Raw genomic sequence first — 14162 nt, forward strand, 5'->3', positions numbered from 1 at the left:
AGGTATTTATCAATTCTTTCTTTGTAAGTCTTCATTTTTACGATAATAAATGTATACGTAAACACTTCATCAATCACTCGCTGTGCCATGTACTCAGCCATTCTACATCCGCTCCTTTTTATTAAATGCTTGCAATGATTAATTCATCCAAAGCCTTTTGCATCAACGCTTGTTGCTCATTTAACGCCTTCAATTCTTCCTTATCTGGGCTGTTAATAATAATTTCATCTAATGCTTGTTGCATTAATTCCTGTTGTTTTTTAAGTACTATTAATGCGTCTGCGTTGGAATCATCCGCTTGGATAACTTCCCACTCGTAATAAAAAGAATTCTCCTGCTTATTGTAGTAAACACGGCCAATTCGATTTCCTTCGATTTTATCGCTTGGTATTTCGCCATTATATAAAATCCAGCCTTGTTTTATAGCATCTTGTGCGTTTTTTGCGAATCCGTTTAATTCATCTAACGGCATTAGATGTCTACTTACAACTAGCCCTTTTTCGTTTGCAATAAATGCTTGCATCCATTTCACTCCTTACTCCCATAAAAACGGGAATGCTCCATACGGACTTTGATCTACAACTAATGTTTTTACAGAATCGACTGTAATTGGGTAAGTCCATACTACTTGTCCAGCTGATGAAATTTTCTTAACTGAATCCTTGAAAGCCGCAAATACATTTCCTGTTTTATCAACAGTAATATCTTTTATATCACCTGGTACAGACCAAGTAACTTTTAAATCTGGTCCCATCTTAACAAGCTGACTAGATAAACCCGCTCCATCGGTGTGAAGTGCATATAAATTTTTATATTGATCAAGAGTAGTGCGTAAAATCGCTACTACGTTGGTAGCGGCAGTAGCTACCTCTTTACCATTTGGATCTACTTTTTTATACGTAGCTTTATCATTACCAGCTGTATTCATAAATGTGTAAATATAGCCTTGGCTATCTATAGATAGATTGGGGGCTTTGTTTGACGCAAAAGAGTAATTCCAAATATCTTTTCCGCCAGGAGAAACCTTTTTAATTTGACTGTTGCCAGATGAATAACTAATATATACATTTCCGGTTACGTCTACAATGATATCCTCCAAGAAATCTGTTTGGTTAATTTCCCAAATTCTTTCACCATCAGGATTAAACCTCAGTAGTTGCCTAATATCGTTAAATGCATAAATGTATCCATCTTTATCTACTGCTAGCTTCTGAATACTTCTACTATAACTTTTAGACCATATTACTTGTCCTGTAGGGGATATCTTTTTAATTTCACCTATAGTGGCCGCTGCGTTCGGTGCTCCAGAAGCACTGTAAATATACCCATTTTTATCAACAACCACATCGTTAACAGCGCCGATATGGTTATTTACTGACCAAACCTCTTTCCCTGTATCGGGTGCAATCTTTTTAACCATTTTATCGGTTGTTCCAATATATACACTGAGCTCTAAATTGCTAAAGCTTCGCCAACTTGCGCCATCCCAATATTGACCGATTAACCATTCCCATTTTCCGTTTTTGTAAATACGAGAGGTACCAAGCAACGAGTAGACTTGCATAAATTTATTTTTTAAGACATTAATTTTGCTAGAATCCATTGAACTAATGAAATTCTCTCTTGAATACTCGATGTTAATTTCTTTTTTGTTAGAGAACACTTTAAGCGCTCGTTCTAACATGAATTTAATATCAATATCGTAAAGACTGATCCACAGCGTTCCTTCCACTTTCGGTGGCTCTAATCCATACTCTCGGAATACAGTTTTGGTTGCTGGCGTAGCAGACTTGATCCATACTGTACCTTTATCTTTTGTTGTTGGCTCGGTGTTTTGGACAAATACTTTTACTGCTCGTACCAATCCAAGGTTCGCCCCACCTATACCATGTTCCTCTAAAAAACTCATCGCGGCACCTCCTTTACAAAATCACCGTCTTCATCATATTTCAAATCGAATATTTTTGTTTTGTATGATACCCCATCTTTGTAATACGTAACGGTACGGACAAGGTAATTACCATCTGCATCAGGACTGGAAAGAACTGATCGTTTCCAAAGCTTTCCGTCCTCTTGTGTTTCCTCGTAGGTTGTAAAAATACCATTATCATCTTTACCGCTTCTAGATGGAATCTTTTCTTCTGCATCACTTGTTGTTAGGACTCGTTCACCTTTTACTTTTACCCCTTGCGTGTTTACTTCACCATCAGGATTTATCCATATAGCCTTTGCCCATTGCCAGTCATCTTTATTTGTAGTTCCTGATGGAATGAATTTCAATCCCTCTTGGTTCGTATTTATTAACCACCACTTTTTATCTTGTGGCCGGAACTGCATAGGATTAGGGTTATAGTAAGCGAAGTCTCCTGTTAGATTGTCCCCACCTTTAGCCACTAGATTATTTGCATTGACGATAAATTCCCCAGTTTTACGATTGAGAAACCACAGATATTTATCGCCTGGGGAGTTCCAAGCAAAAAAGTTCCCGTCACCATCTACAGCTAAAGCTGCCTGTGAAACACCTTCTTTTGTCTGGAACTGTAACTCTTGATTATTAAGGAATCTTAGCCAGCCATCCATCGTATCCCCTGATTTCTTCAAGAGATTGGTATTCTGCAGGATGTTAAACGATTTAGTAGTTGGATCGTAAATAGCGTAATCTATCCCATTCACTCCATCTGTAAAGTACGTCTTATTGTCCCCACCAGTAGTAATTGAATGGATATCTTTTACACCATCATTCCAAGCAATACCTCGGTCACGGTTGAACTTAAGAGGACCTGTCATGGTGTCGCCTGTTTTCTTTACAAGGTTAGTTTTAGAAGCTTTTAAATCAAAACCTCCATCTTTTGAGTAATGGAATATAAACTCTTTATTTGTACTGTCATATAAATTAACTGAAGGATTAGTTCCTGCATCAGAGTTAGTTAATGATACTGATAAGTTTGGACTTTTTAGGAATACACCTCTTTCTCCCTTAGCAGGTGCTACGATGTCTAAATTACCTGTCATGACATCTCCAGTTTTCTTCAGAAGATTAGTGCTAGAAAGTACATTGAAGGACTTTGAGACTGTATCGTATTCGAATGCTGTCAAGGCGTTTACATTATCATATAACCTTAGTTTATTCGCACTATTCATACCTAAATTAGTTTGAACAACATTATCTTTAGACCATTGGATGTCCCTTGCTGCTGTACCTGTTCTTTCAAGTTTTAAATCACCTGTCATGGTGTCACCTGATTTAGAAAGCTTTTTTGCTAAATTCTCATCGATTTCTTTTTTAGCTACATCAAAATCGCCCTGCAGCATTACTAATCTATCAATGTCTTCAAATATTTTATTCAACGCTACTCTATTTACATATTCATTACCATTCGGCAATGCGAATTTTAATCGATTTGTTAAGCTAGGCACATTCTCACACCTTTCTATACGTTTCTAATTGATCCCAAGTTAGTTTAAGAGCATCGAGTTGATCCCACGTATATTTATAACTTTCAAGTTCATCCCATGTTAGATATGTGAATACAAACTTCACATCCAAGTGAGCAGGAATGATTTCTCTTAGGGCCAACTGAATATCATCGATGTTAGGCGGAATACCGAATTTACTCGCAAATGTAATTGTGACAGTGTAATTCGGTATATCTTGCTTTACATCCACTTCACCATACTCAAATGATTCTGCTACTTTCTTAATCAGCATGAGCCTTGTGGAACCAGTGCTTCGCATTTTACTTTTTACAACCGACTTCCTTTGTTCTAACGGCTTTTTGCTATCAATCTGTATACCGAATTCAAATTCCCAATCACTAATGGACCAAGTAGCTGTATCGATATCAAACTGTAATCGTACATCTTCAAATTCCTGATTTTCTTCAATGGCAGTTCCTGCACTGATCTGCATAAGATTCACAAATAAATCCGAATCTCGGTACTCCTTCATGGAATCATTTAGAAACGCTTCTACTAATGCATCACGTTCCTTCATAGAAAATCACATCTCCAAGTACTGCAATTTGACCAGATTGAATGGTGACGTCTTTCTGCTCACCGTTCATTAATAGCCTATTTACTCGAATAAGCTGCATTACGTCTACTGCCACAGAACCTACTTTTAAATAACTAATTTGATAAGGTTCTTTTAATATGGATTGTTTACGTGCATTTTCGCGCCAATAAAGGCGGTTGGTAAATTTAAAGTATTCATTTATACCTTCAATCAGTTGTTGCTTTAATGCTTCTGCTTCTTGTTTTGAAGAAACATATACAGCTAAATTTACTTTTACTGGAATGGCTGCTACAACAGATACAGAAGCTCCAATTGGCGCCTGTCCCTCGCCCATTTCGTTAGAAGGGGCAATGTAATCTTGTACTCTCTTCACCAATTCTGGTGAGGCAGGAGTAAAGCTTGTATTGCATACCGATAGTTGTACAGTACCTTTCCCTTTCGCCACAGGAAAGACCAGCACGCCACCCACGTCAGGTATACTAAGTGACCAACGAATGTAATCACCGATATTCCCAGAGTTAGAAGATTCACGCAGCCATGTAAAATAGCGTGATCGTAAATCCTCATCACTTTCTTTTTCTTCTCCACCAGTGATTTTCTCTACATTCGTAACGTTAGCGACGCCAAATACAGCTTCGATTAGTTCAATTGTGTTTTCGGATGTGTTTCCGATTAAACCAGGAAGTACAGCTTCAATTTCAACAATTGTATTACCATTCGGGCCAATAACCGCATCTGCTAATTGCGTATATTCAATGATTTTATTATCCAAGTCATATCGAACCGCCACGTATACAGAGCCTTTCGCAAGCTTTGTGCCCTCATTACCTGAAACAGTAACCTTCCCCTTTGCTTTTTTGGCAGGATAGCGCTTCAAAGGAGTCCTTGATTCTACAACTGCATCCAAATCATCACCGGTTGCATATTGAGCGAATCTTGTGTGATACCATTTCTTAAATTCTTCACGCTGTTCCGAACGAACAATTGATAAAGGCTTTAAAACATCATAAATAAAGCCGCCTTCTCGTTTGTCCCATCGTTTATCTACTTGATTTAATGCACGATTAAAAATTTCTTGTTCCGTTTCATTCCACCACGCAGGAGCTGTCATACTTTCACTTCCCTTCTTACCGGAACGTCACCGTATATTGTGTAGACGGTATAGGAAGCTATATAAGTATCTTTTTCGCCTTTTGTAATCCCTATTTCACTTACATCTATAATTCTCTCGTCATAGATCAAGGAATCTCTTATCGCTTCTTTTACCCGTGAAATACGTCCCTTTTCACCAAGTTCACTATCTAGTAATACGTTACGTACCTCAGAGCCATAATCGTCTGTATAAACCCGATAGACACCTCTTGGGGCACGGTGTGTTTTTTCAATAAGGTTTGCTATTCCTCTTTGTCCATCATCTAGCACAACTGCCCCACTAGCATCCGTAAAAAATTCACCCTTTGAAAAATCAAAAAGAGGTGTCATATACCCGACAACCTCTTCACTCTCAAAATTATTAACTTCAGGTAGTTCCCATTCAATTCGCGGTAATTTAGGAAATTGCATACGTATTAATCACCACCCATAAAGAATTTGACGAAGGGAAGCGATTAGGAAGCAACATCACATTCGTTCCAGGACTAATATTCCATGGACAAAATGTTTGTGAAGCAGGGTAGCGCACTTTTTCATCAACTATCGATACAAATTCCGAACCAGTATAACGGCATAGCGATACCATTTCATTGAGTGGCTTTACTACAAATTGCCGATCCGTAGCACCTGCTCCAGATATACGTTGTATTAAAACTGTTTCTCCTCTAGAAAACTTCACATTTGGCATAATAAAAAATGCACTCGGTAAAGCTTTATCGGATCCGTGTATTTGGATTGTAACGTGCGGTTCGGCTGTGATGATTTTCCCTAAAGAAAAAGAATCCTCTGTTATATCTGGTCCGTGCATATGATGTAAAATACGTTCAATTCCTCGCTTTTCCACCTTCTCACCTACCCTTCATCGTTTTGTTGCGGTGGAACATACTCTTTATCTGGCAAAGCAGCTGAATGAGCAATGTCAGCACTAAAAATAACCCTATTTTTATAGATTTGATAAGCGGCTTTTTTTACATAGTACCCACCAAGTATTGTACTAGTTGGGTCTTCCAAATAAATAAAGTCACCGGACCATATCCGTGGCTCTTCTATGCTGTGTACATGTTCGATTTGCCGTGAAACTTCCGGTAAAGTCCTTGTTCTAAGTAAACTATTGGCATAACTAATTGCAGCTGCTTCCGTTTCACCACTGAAATCTTCCACTGTATACAGAGGACCGTATTTCCGAACTGATTCTTCATCTGATCTAAACACGAATATATTTTTTTCTCTGTTTACAACATTGATTCTGTTCTTAATTTCCTCGGTAGAAACAGTCTTTTCAACGTTTGTTAATCCTGAACCTAGTACCGGGATGAATTTTGCAGGTTTCCACTCAAATACCCGTAGTCCCTCAGGCTCAAAACGAATCCAATACTTCTTACCTGTTACCTTTTTGCTTTCATATAAAATAACAATCAGCATTTCAAATACACTTTGAGCACTATTACTATCTAAGTACATAAGCGGGAATATCGTATTAATTTCTACTAATTCTTTAATCGGATAGTTGTACTTGCTCAATATAGAACGTATCATTTGGCTTGCTGTACGATTTTGAAATATAAATTCATCGCTAGACTTAACTAAGTTAAACAGGTGATCGTACGCAGTAATATCAATATTACGACTCTTTGCATTTTTGTACGCTCTCACTACTCCAGCAAACCAAGTTGTTCCATTAACGATTATTTGTATCGGTTTCCCATCAATTTCATCTAATTCTTTTTTATAAATCAAAGTCATTTCCGCTTTTACTGGTCCCGACTGATAATCATCATCCAATTTGATAGGAGGAACAATAGCATCTGTTACTACCATGTTCCCAATAATAACTTCTAACATCATTCTTCCTCCTATCTAATATAATTTGCAGCAGCATAACCATGTAAACTGCCTGATTGAATGTATATCCATCCTGATTGGTTTTTCCTGTCTCTAGCGAATGTTACACTCGATCCCTGTTTTAACGTCCCAATAATTTTACCGCTTTGTGACGGTGCATCACGAACTGCTAACATGTGCGTGCCAGTCACTTTACCATCAGTTAATGCGTATTTATTTAAATCATTGGAAGGCGGTCTTTTAATGTTTCCTGCCCCATCTTTATATCCAAGTTTAATTTCACGATATTCTTTAAAGGTAATATTAAATTCGATATAACCAGGTGCATCTTTCCAGTATTCAAAGTTCTTCACTATCATTTCCCTCTTATAATTGATATCAGGAATGTTTAATAGTACGACTTCTCCCGATTTTTTTAGATCTGAAAGGAAACGACATGACGAAAGCGGATCTTGTCTCACTTCTTCGCCAGGTACTTTATTAAAAGAAAAGAAGGAGGTAAATGTAACCTCCTCCAGTTCCTTCCCATCAAAAAAAGGAACAACTCCTTGTCCCAATGTATTTACTTCTTCTATTTTGGCATCGCCACCTTTTGGCCCGACCCCTTTAGGAGTGTGGGGAAAGGTGTATTTTGCCCATTTTGTAAGGAGAAATATCACGACTCCATCACTCCTAAATTAACTTTTGTTTTTCCTGTAGATGCATCATCTAGTTTATCAGCAATATAATTTACAAGTTTATCAGCTAACTCTACGAAAGTACCGTCATCACCATGCATTGCTTTTGCTGTACTACCAGAAATATTAATATTAAATTCATTCTTAACACTAGTCGTTTGCGTTTGATTTCCACTTGTAGATGATCCAGAAGCTACTTTACTTGGAGTAGCAGGAGCAAATGGTACGCTAACATCTTTAGCTATTTCTACAGCTTTATCGCGTGTGTAATCCTTACGTGCTTCAATACCACCCTCTAAACCTTGCATAGTCCATATACCATATTGGTGGAAAAGCTTCGAGGGGCTATTTATACCAAGCAGTTTTTTTACCGGCCCAGGAACAACACTGTCTATTAAACTAGACACTTTATCTCCTAATCCTGCTGCTGCAGACTTAATACCATTCCAAAGACCTTCCATCATATTTTTTCCTATTTCTAGGAATTTTGCAGGTAACGATTTTACAGAATTCAAAATATCGTCCCAAGTGCGTTTAAAGAAATCTTTTATACTACCTAAAATTTCTTGCACCTTATTTTTCATGCCGCTGATCGCTTCTGTTACCCCTGTACGCACGCTATTCCACGTCGTAGTTGTAAATTCTTTCACCGTGGTCCAGATGTTTTTCACGATATTCCCAGCAGCTTCTAAACCTGTAGAAATGGCATTTCTCACTGCGGAAACCGCAGATGTAACTACTTGTCTTATCCCATTCCAACTCAGACGGAAAACATTCCAAATAACTTGTAAAACAGTAGTAATTACATTTCTGATAACTGAAAATCCAGTATCTATTACTGTACGGATTAAATTAACTGAACCTTTGACAACATTAACTGTTCCATTAAATGCAGCTTTAAATCCAGTCATCAAAGCTTTTCCGATTGCATTAACTGAAGTTGTGAAAATGTTTTTAGCGCCATTCCAAACTGCTGTAAGACCTGTCATGAATCCAGTTTTTATGGCAGCCCATCCACCAGTAAAGATTGCTTTCATAGCGGCAAAACCAGCTTTGAATACACCAAGTAACCGTCCGACGAATAGTAATTGCACACCATTCCAGATAGCCATAAGAGCATTAGTGAATAAGGATTTTACCCCTTCCCACAATCCTTTCCAGTTCCCAGTAAATAATGAAGCGAAAATTTTAATGATTGCTAGAATTACACCAACAACACCTTGGATAAATCCAGCTATATTTTGAAGTGTACCAACTACAATTATTTTCAATACTGTAAACACAACAGAAAGAACAGGTTGCATTGTTTTAAAAAGTGTTATTACTGATTTAATGATAGTTGATACAGCTGACATAATGCCAGGACCGCTACCTTTAAATGCAGAGGCTATTTGTGTTACAAGTGATTTCACAAATGAAACAATTCCTGAAAAGGCTTGTTTTACAGCGGAAACAGTGGATGTTATTTGCCCAACCATTTCAGGCGAAATGCCAGCCATCTTTAAGAAAGATGCGCCTTCCTTAGTTTGTTTCGATCCACCTTTAAGAATCATGAAAAGACCTTGTATAGCCATTTTTACGCTATTAATCACACTAATGGATTGCCTAATTGTAGAAGGGTCTAAACCAGCACTACTTAATAACGAGGTCGCTTTTCCTTCGTTACCACCAAGCAATGCCCCAAAGCCTTTAACGGTATTAATAACGGATGAAATAGCATTCTTCACACCAAAAATAACCCCGATTGCACCATCGGAAAATCCAAGTGTTTTTAGAAAACCACCCGCTTGTGTGTCATTTCCTGCCACTAAGGCTTTAATGCTGGAGATGGCCAATTTAATATTAGTGGAAACGCTCATCACGGTTTTAATTGTATCTGGGCCGAAACCTAGACCTCCTAAAATAGAAGCGCCTTTTCCTTCATTCCCAGAAAAAATAGCTTTGACTCCTGACCAAGTAGACACAAGGAATGACTTAACTTGATTCACCTTAACCATCAATGAATCAAATGCAGATTTCACACCAGAAATTGCACCATTCACGATATCTCGGAAAGTCGTACACTTATTATAAAGAACTACTATAGCTGCCCCGATGGCTACTACTGCAGTAACTACACCAAAAGCAATTCCAATAGTTGTTGCTAATGCACCTGCTGTTAATCCTAATGCACCTGCAATAAGTGTAAACCCTGATACAACACTTGGAACTAGCGCTAGTACAATACCAAATACACCGCCTAACGCAACGAAAATCCCAATAATTGCAGCGACAACAGCGATTGTTGTTTTTGTACCATCACTCAAACTATTAAACCAGCTTACAGCGGATTGCAAACCAGACACAACCATTTTTATCGCAGGCAATAACGCATTTCCTAACGATATAGCTGCACCTTCTAGACCAGACGTTAATTCTGTAATCTGCCCATTGAGGTTGTCAGTCATAGTTTTCGCCATTTTAGATGCAGCGCCATCAGCTTGCTCTAATGCTTTGGTATTCTTCTCTAATTTACCACTACCTTCAGCAAGTAATGCAGCCCAGTTTTTATATGCTTCTGCACCAAACAAGGTTGTTAATGTCGCTGATTTTTGCTGTGCTGTCATCTTACCCGTTTTTTCTTCTAAATCTTTTACAATTGATGGTAGTGGTTTGATATTACCCTGCGCATCAAAGAATGATAGATTTAATTTATCCATCACTTTTGACATTTCCTTCGTTGGTTTAGCAAGACGCCCAAGCGAGGTTGCGAATGCTTGGCCGGCAACAGACCCTTGTAAACCGCTGTTACCCATCGCCATAATTGCTGCTGCCGTTTCTTCCATACTAAAACCGACCGTATGAGCGGTACCAGCAGCATATTTCATCGCTTCACCCATTTGACTAACGTTTGTATTTGCGTTAGCGGCTGAAAAAGCCAATACATCCGCTGTATGACCAGCCCTATCAGCTGATAAACCGAACGAACTCATGATATTAGAAGAAATATCAGCGGCAGCTCCAAGATCAAGAGCTCCAGATGCAGCTAAATCCAACATACCAGGCATAGCTTTCATGATGTCTCCGGTTTTAAAACCCGCCATCGCTAGATATTGCATACCTTCTGCCGCTTCTGAAGCAGAATATTTAGTAGAGGCACCTAATTGCTTTGCTTGTTCAGTAAGCTGCCCTAATTCCCCTCTTGAGGCACCAGATATCGCTGCCACTTTACTCATGGCTTCTTCAAAATCAGCAGCCGTTTTTACACTTGCTCCAAGACCAGCAACTACAGCTCCGCCTGCTGCACCAGCAACTGCACCCGTAGTAAGTAATGACCCTTGCGCTCTTTCAAGTCCGTTCAGCATTTGAGCATTTCTTTCACTCACACCGCCAAAACGTTGTTGGAGCTGGCTCATTCCGTTACCTGCTTCTACTGCACTTTGACCGGTTCGCCGTACCGAATCACTGGTTTGGTTCGCTTGTTGATTAGTTTGTTGCATAGCAACATTAAATCTTTGCGTTTGTTGGGTTAATTGCGCAGTTCTCTGTGTTGTTTGTTGTAATGCTGCTGCCCCTGTGTTTTGTATACGCAGCGAACTATTTAACTGTCTTGCAGCTTGCGATGTCCGCTCCATTTGTTGTGTAATTCGCTTTAAAGGAGCGGACATAGCGTCCATTAAACTAATCTTACCAGTTACTTCTTTACCCATATTCCACCGCCTTTATCATTCTTGGGCCTCGGCAGCTGCATTATCTTGTGCTTCTTTATCCCGTTCGTCTTGAATTAAGCAAGAAGCAATTAAAAAGAGTTTTTTCTCATACTTCATGAGAAAAAACTCTTCAGGATCAATATGATGTTGTTGAAACAGCCTATGGGCCCAAGATGCCATCGGGTCGGTGCTTATTAGTTTTTTACGTCTTCAAGCTCACTTTCAAATGAACCTGAACCTAGTCCGGATAATTCGATAATGTATTGTGTAGCCGTAACAATACCGCCTAGAGATAACATTTTAGGGATAATTAACCATGGGCTTGGTACAGGAACACCAACTTTTTGGGCTAATTCAGGACTATCCCATCTAATATCAGTACGAGTTTCGTCCGTAGCTGTAGCGATTAATAACGCATTGTACTTTTGCTCATCTTGAACCTCTAAGATTTGACCATTAGGCTGTTTGACACGCTTAGTTGCAGCTTTGCGAATATTTTGCTCTTCTTCTGCTGTAATTGACTTAAATGGAATGGCTAATCTATTACCATTGATAGCTTGAATTTTTTCTTCTCCACGAACACGGTCTTCTACGTTTACTCCAAATAAATCTTCTAAACTAGCGAATTTTGATTTTTTAGTTTCCACTGCTTCTTTATTTAAATTAGTCATAATATAATCCTCCGTTTTTTTATTGTTAATAGAAAAGAGAGGGAATCCCCTCTCTTTATTGTTTATAGAAAGTCGTAATCATCAAAAGTGAACGGGAAATCTCGTTCAATTACATCTTTTGTTTTAAATGCAGCAATTGTTACCTCATCAAATGAAATGTTCTTAAGTGCTACCTTCGAATTGGCCGAACCTACCATTTCATCAGGATCATGCAGCTCTGAAATAAGTGTAAGTAGTGCATCTGGATCGTTTAAAATATCCTTTGTCATTTCCCATGTTTCTGCTGTTAAGTAGACCTTCATTTTCCCTGATCCACTTGCCCCCATAATTCTGTTACCTTCCATAAATGCATTCGCTCGTTCAATCTTCTTTTTATCGAACTTGATTTTCGCTTCGAATTCAGTCACTTCAAGTAATTGGCGTCCTTTTTGGTCAATAACACCGCCATATTTACCACGTACAGTCTTACGAGTATTTAAAGTTGGTAAACTATTATCGAATACTGACATACGCTCTCTCCTTTACTAAGCTACTTTATTTTTGTTGTACACTTTTTCAATCGCGTCGATTACAACGTATTCTGTAATGAAATAAGCTTCATCTTTATATACCACCTTACCGTTACTTTCAGTATGGCGAGGATCTTCATAACAATTAAATGTACCTGTTTCAATAACTTCATTTTCTGCTAACTTTTCAAGCAGTTCATCCTTAATCGCTTGTGCTGCTGCTAATCTACGAGCCTGTGTATTCGCTCGTGCCATGAAACGATTGAAAATCTTTTCTTCTGCTGTTGTAATATAATCAATAGCTTGTACTACTTTAACCTTTTGTAATGTACGAATAGCAGAGCGCTCATCAGCTTCTTTGGAAATACCAACTGCTTCATCGATATTTCTAATCGTCGTCATCGTATTAACTGCAGTGTTAAAACGAACTGTTTTTCCCTCTTGGAAGAATAATAAATTACCTTCTGCTAATCTACGTTTCGTTTCAGTTACAGATAATTTTTCTACTGAAGTGAAAGGTGTCTCTTTTTGCGTCATACTCTCATTCAGTGGGCAGGAAATTAGTGCTGCAGCTACATAAACGGCTACTTCTTCAGCTGTATATTGTCTGTCATACGTAGATGCTTTTTGAATATTGTTTGTTACTGCATAATAATCGATTTCTTTCGCGTCTTCTCCACCTGTGTAACCAGTAATAAGTCTTCCTGAGGAACGACTAGTCTGCACAAATTGGGTTAGCATTGTTTTAACAGCTTTGTCTTGTACGCCATCAAGACAAATTCCATTGAAGTCTTCTTCTTTTGCTAAGGCAAAGAAATTAGCGTAATCCTCTACCTTCACTGCTTCACCACTTACACCGCCAGCAAGAGGTACATTGTTAATATCTTCAATTGTTTTTGATCCATCTACCTTAGTAACTGTTATATACAAACTATCCTTCGTTTTCGTTACCAACTCGTCGATTGCGGAAAATGTAATTCTTTCAAGCTCCACGTTATTTTCAACAAGAATTAACTGTTTAGCGGATTCATCACCGATTTTAGGACGAATTGTTACTTTGAAATTATTCCCTCTTGTCCCTGTGTAAAGGGCTTCAATTTTGATCGCTTGCAAATCTAATGCTGCTTTCTTCGCATCCTTTGTAGCGAGACGTACTGTTTTTAATGTTTGAATAGGCGCTTTAAAAGCAAGATCTAATAGATGTGCCGTTTGGCCAATGAAATTCGCCTTCGCTTCTTCTGGAGAATCTAAATCCACTACAGTGTTCTCTATACCCCAATCCGCCTTGATTGGCATGATTAGGACACCACGTGCATTTTTATTAATCGCTTCTCTAACAATTAATTCTGTATAAGAGTAAAAACCTGACTCTACTTCATTACGCCCTTCTTTAAATGCTTTTGGCATCTTACTATTCCACCTCTTTCTTTAATAGTGCTTTTATCTTTTTTTCTGCAGTGGCTATGTCTATTTCTTGAATATCTTGTAACGCTGCAGTTGCTATATAATTTGGAACATTGAACAATTCACTAGCTTGTTCAACTATTTCAGCTACTGGATAAACAGGTGCTGATTTAACGTTTTCTACCTTTTCACTTCTGGCCATA

Annotated in this window: 15 protein-coding genes; all 15 read right to left on the reverse strand. The window is 38.4% G+C overall.

The features are described 5' to 3' along the window. Window positions 1-121: 121 nt before the first annotated feature. Window positions 122-523: a hypothetical protein gene (locus tag MKY00_RS29685; RefSeq protein WP_153474204.1), complete on the reverse strand. Its 402-nt coding sequence runs from the start codon at window positions 521-523 to the stop codon at window positions 122-124. A 12-nt stretch (window positions 524-535) separates the two neighbouring features. Next, window positions 536-1909: an outer membrane protein assembly factor BamB family protein gene (locus MKY00_RS29690; RefSeq protein ID WP_074585798.1), complete on the reverse strand. Its 1374-nt coding sequence runs from the start codon at window positions 1907-1909 to the stop codon at window positions 536-538. Then, the gene (locus tag MKY00_RS29695; RefSeq protein ID WP_074585799.1) at window positions 1906-3417 is read right to left on the reverse strand and encodes a hypothetical protein; all 1512 of its coding nucleotides are present in this window, start codon (window positions 3415-3417) and stop codon (window positions 1906-1908) included. The genes MKY00_RS29690 and MKY00_RS29695 overlap by 4 nt, the downstream gene beginning before the upstream one ends. A gap of 4 nt (window positions 3418-3421) precedes the next feature. After that, on the reverse strand, window positions 3422-3994 hold the full coding sequence (locus MKY00_RS29700) for a putative phage tail protein (RefSeq protein ID WP_074585800.1): 573 nt from the start codon (window positions 3992-3994) through the stop codon (window positions 3422-3424). Continuing rightward, the gene (locus MKY00_RS29705; RefSeq protein ID WP_153474233.1) at window positions 3981-5126 is read right to left on the reverse strand and encodes a baseplate J/gp47 family protein; all 1146 of its coding nucleotides are present in this window, start codon (window positions 5124-5126) and stop codon (window positions 3981-3983) included. Before MKY00_RS29705 ends, MKY00_RS29700 begins: the two co-directional genes overlap by 14 nt. Beyond that, window positions 5123-5578: a DUF2634 domain-containing protein gene (locus MKY00_RS29710; RefSeq protein WP_153474234.1), complete on the reverse strand. Its 456-nt coding sequence runs from the start codon at window positions 5576-5578 to the stop codon at window positions 5123-5125. Before MKY00_RS29710 ends, MKY00_RS29705 begins: the two co-directional genes overlap by 4 nt. Further along, entirely contained in the window at window positions 5565-6011 is a 447-nt protein-coding gene (locus MKY00_RS29715) for a hypothetical protein (protein ID WP_153474235.1), read from the reverse strand. Before MKY00_RS29715 ends, MKY00_RS29710 begins: the two co-directional genes overlap by 14 nt. A gap of 8 nt (window positions 6012-6019) precedes the next feature. After that, the gene (locus tag MKY00_RS29720; RefSeq protein ID WP_262726457.1) at window positions 6020-7009 is read right to left on the reverse strand and encodes an XkdQ/YqbQ family protein; all 990 of its coding nucleotides are present in this window, start codon (window positions 7007-7009) and stop codon (window positions 6020-6022) included. A gap of 11 nt (window positions 7010-7020) precedes the next feature. Continuing rightward, on the reverse strand, window positions 7021-7668 hold the full coding sequence (locus MKY00_RS29725) for an SH3 domain-containing protein (RefSeq protein WP_153474199.1): 648 nt from the start codon (window positions 7666-7668) through the stop codon (window positions 7021-7023). Further along, on the reverse strand, window positions 7665-11375 hold the full coding sequence (locus tag MKY00_RS29730) for a phage tail tape measure protein (protein ID WP_074585892.1): 3711 nt from the start codon (window positions 11373-11375) through the stop codon (window positions 7665-7667). Before MKY00_RS29730 ends, MKY00_RS29725 begins: the two co-directional genes overlap by 4 nt. Before the next feature lie 15 nt (window positions 11376-11390). Next, window positions 11391-11555 carry a hypothetical protein gene (locus MKY00_RS29735; protein WP_153474111.1) on the reverse strand — a complete coding sequence of 55 codons (165 nt, stop codon included), beginning with the start codon at window positions 11553-11555 and terminating at the stop codon, window positions 11391-11393. A gap of 14 nt (window positions 11556-11569) precedes the next feature. Next, window positions 11570-12046 (reverse strand): phage tail assembly chaperone, encoded by a 477-nt coding sequence (locus MKY00_RS29740; RefSeq protein WP_074585893.1) that lies wholly within the window; start codon window positions 12044-12046, stop codon window positions 11570-11572. A 62-nt stretch (window positions 12047-12108) separates the two neighbouring features. Beyond that, the gene (locus tag MKY00_RS29745) at window positions 12109-12555 is read right to left on the reverse strand and encodes a phage tail tube protein (RefSeq protein ID WP_074544195.1); all 447 of its coding nucleotides are present in this window, start codon (window positions 12553-12555) and stop codon (window positions 12109-12111) included. A gap of 15 nt (window positions 12556-12570) precedes the next feature. Further along, the gene (locus MKY00_RS29750) at window positions 12571-13962 is read right to left on the reverse strand and encodes a phage tail sheath subtilisin-like domain-containing protein (RefSeq protein ID WP_074585894.1); all 1392 of its coding nucleotides are present in this window, start codon (window positions 13960-13962) and stop codon (window positions 12571-12573) included. A gap of 4 nt (window positions 13963-13966) precedes the next feature. Continuing rightward, the gene (locus tag MKY00_RS29755; RefSeq protein ID WP_074544193.1) at window positions 13967-14161 is read right to left on the reverse strand and encodes a hypothetical protein; all 195 of its coding nucleotides are present in this window, start codon (window positions 14159-14161) and stop codon (window positions 13967-13969) included. Window position 14162: the final 1 nt, after the last annotated feature.

The organism is Bacillus sp. FSL R9-9834 (genome assembly GCF_038006905.1).
Classification (GTDB): Bacteria; Bacillota; Bacilli; order Bacillales; family Bacillaceae_G; genus Bacillus_A; species Bacillus_A pacificus.

What these genes read in the sequence shown, in the direction of transcription:
- MKY00_RS29720 (WP_262726457.1), bottom strand. Translation starts at nt 7,009, where the DNA reads ATGTTAGAAGTTATTATTGGGAACATGGTAGTAACAGATGCTATTGTT.
- MKY00_RS29700 (WP_074585800.1), bottom strand. Translation starts at nt 3,994, where the DNA reads ATGAAGGAACGTGATGCATTAGTAGAAGCGTTTCTAAATGATTCCATG.
- MKY00_RS29685 (WP_153474204.1), bottom strand. Translation starts at nt 523, where the DNA reads ATGCAAGCATTTATTGCAAACGAAAAAGGGCTAGTTGTAAGTAGACAT.
- MKY00_RS29745 (WP_074544195.1), bottom strand. Translation starts at nt 12,555, where the DNA reads ATGTCAGTATTCGATAATAGTTTACCAACTTTAAATACTCGTAAGACT.
- MKY00_RS29705 (WP_153474233.1), bottom strand. Translation starts at nt 5,126, where the DNA reads ATGACAGCTCCTGCGTGGTGGAATGAAACGGAACAAGAAATTTTTAAT.
- MKY00_RS29735 (WP_153474111.1), bottom strand. Translation starts at nt 11,555, where the DNA reads ATGGCATCTTGGGCCCATAGGCTGTTTCAACAACATCATATTGATCCT.
- MKY00_RS29755 (WP_074544193.1), bottom strand. Translation starts at nt 14,161, where the DNA reads ATGGCCAGAAGTGAAAAGGTAGAAAACGTTAAATCAGCACCTGTTTAT.
- MKY00_RS29740 (WP_074585893.1), bottom strand. Translation starts at nt 12,046, where the DNA reads ATGACTAATTTAAATAAAGAAGCAGTGGAAACTAAAAAATCAAAATTC.
- MKY00_RS29730 (WP_074585892.1), bottom strand. Translation starts at nt 11,375, where the DNA reads ATGGGTAAAGAAGTAACTGGTAAGATTAGTTTAATGGACGCTATGTCC.
- MKY00_RS29710 (WP_153474234.1), bottom strand. Translation starts at nt 5,578, where the DNA reads ATGCAATTTCCTAAATTACCGCGAATTGAATGGGAACTACCTGAAGTT.
- MKY00_RS29690 (WP_074585798.1), bottom strand. Translation starts at nt 1,909, where the DNA reads ATGAGTTTTTTAGAGGAACATGGTATAGGTGGGGCGAACCTTGGATTG.
- MKY00_RS29750 (WP_074585894.1), bottom strand. Translation starts at nt 13,962, where the DNA reads ATGCCAAAAGCATTTAAAGAAGGGCGTAATGAAGTAGAGTCAGGTTTT.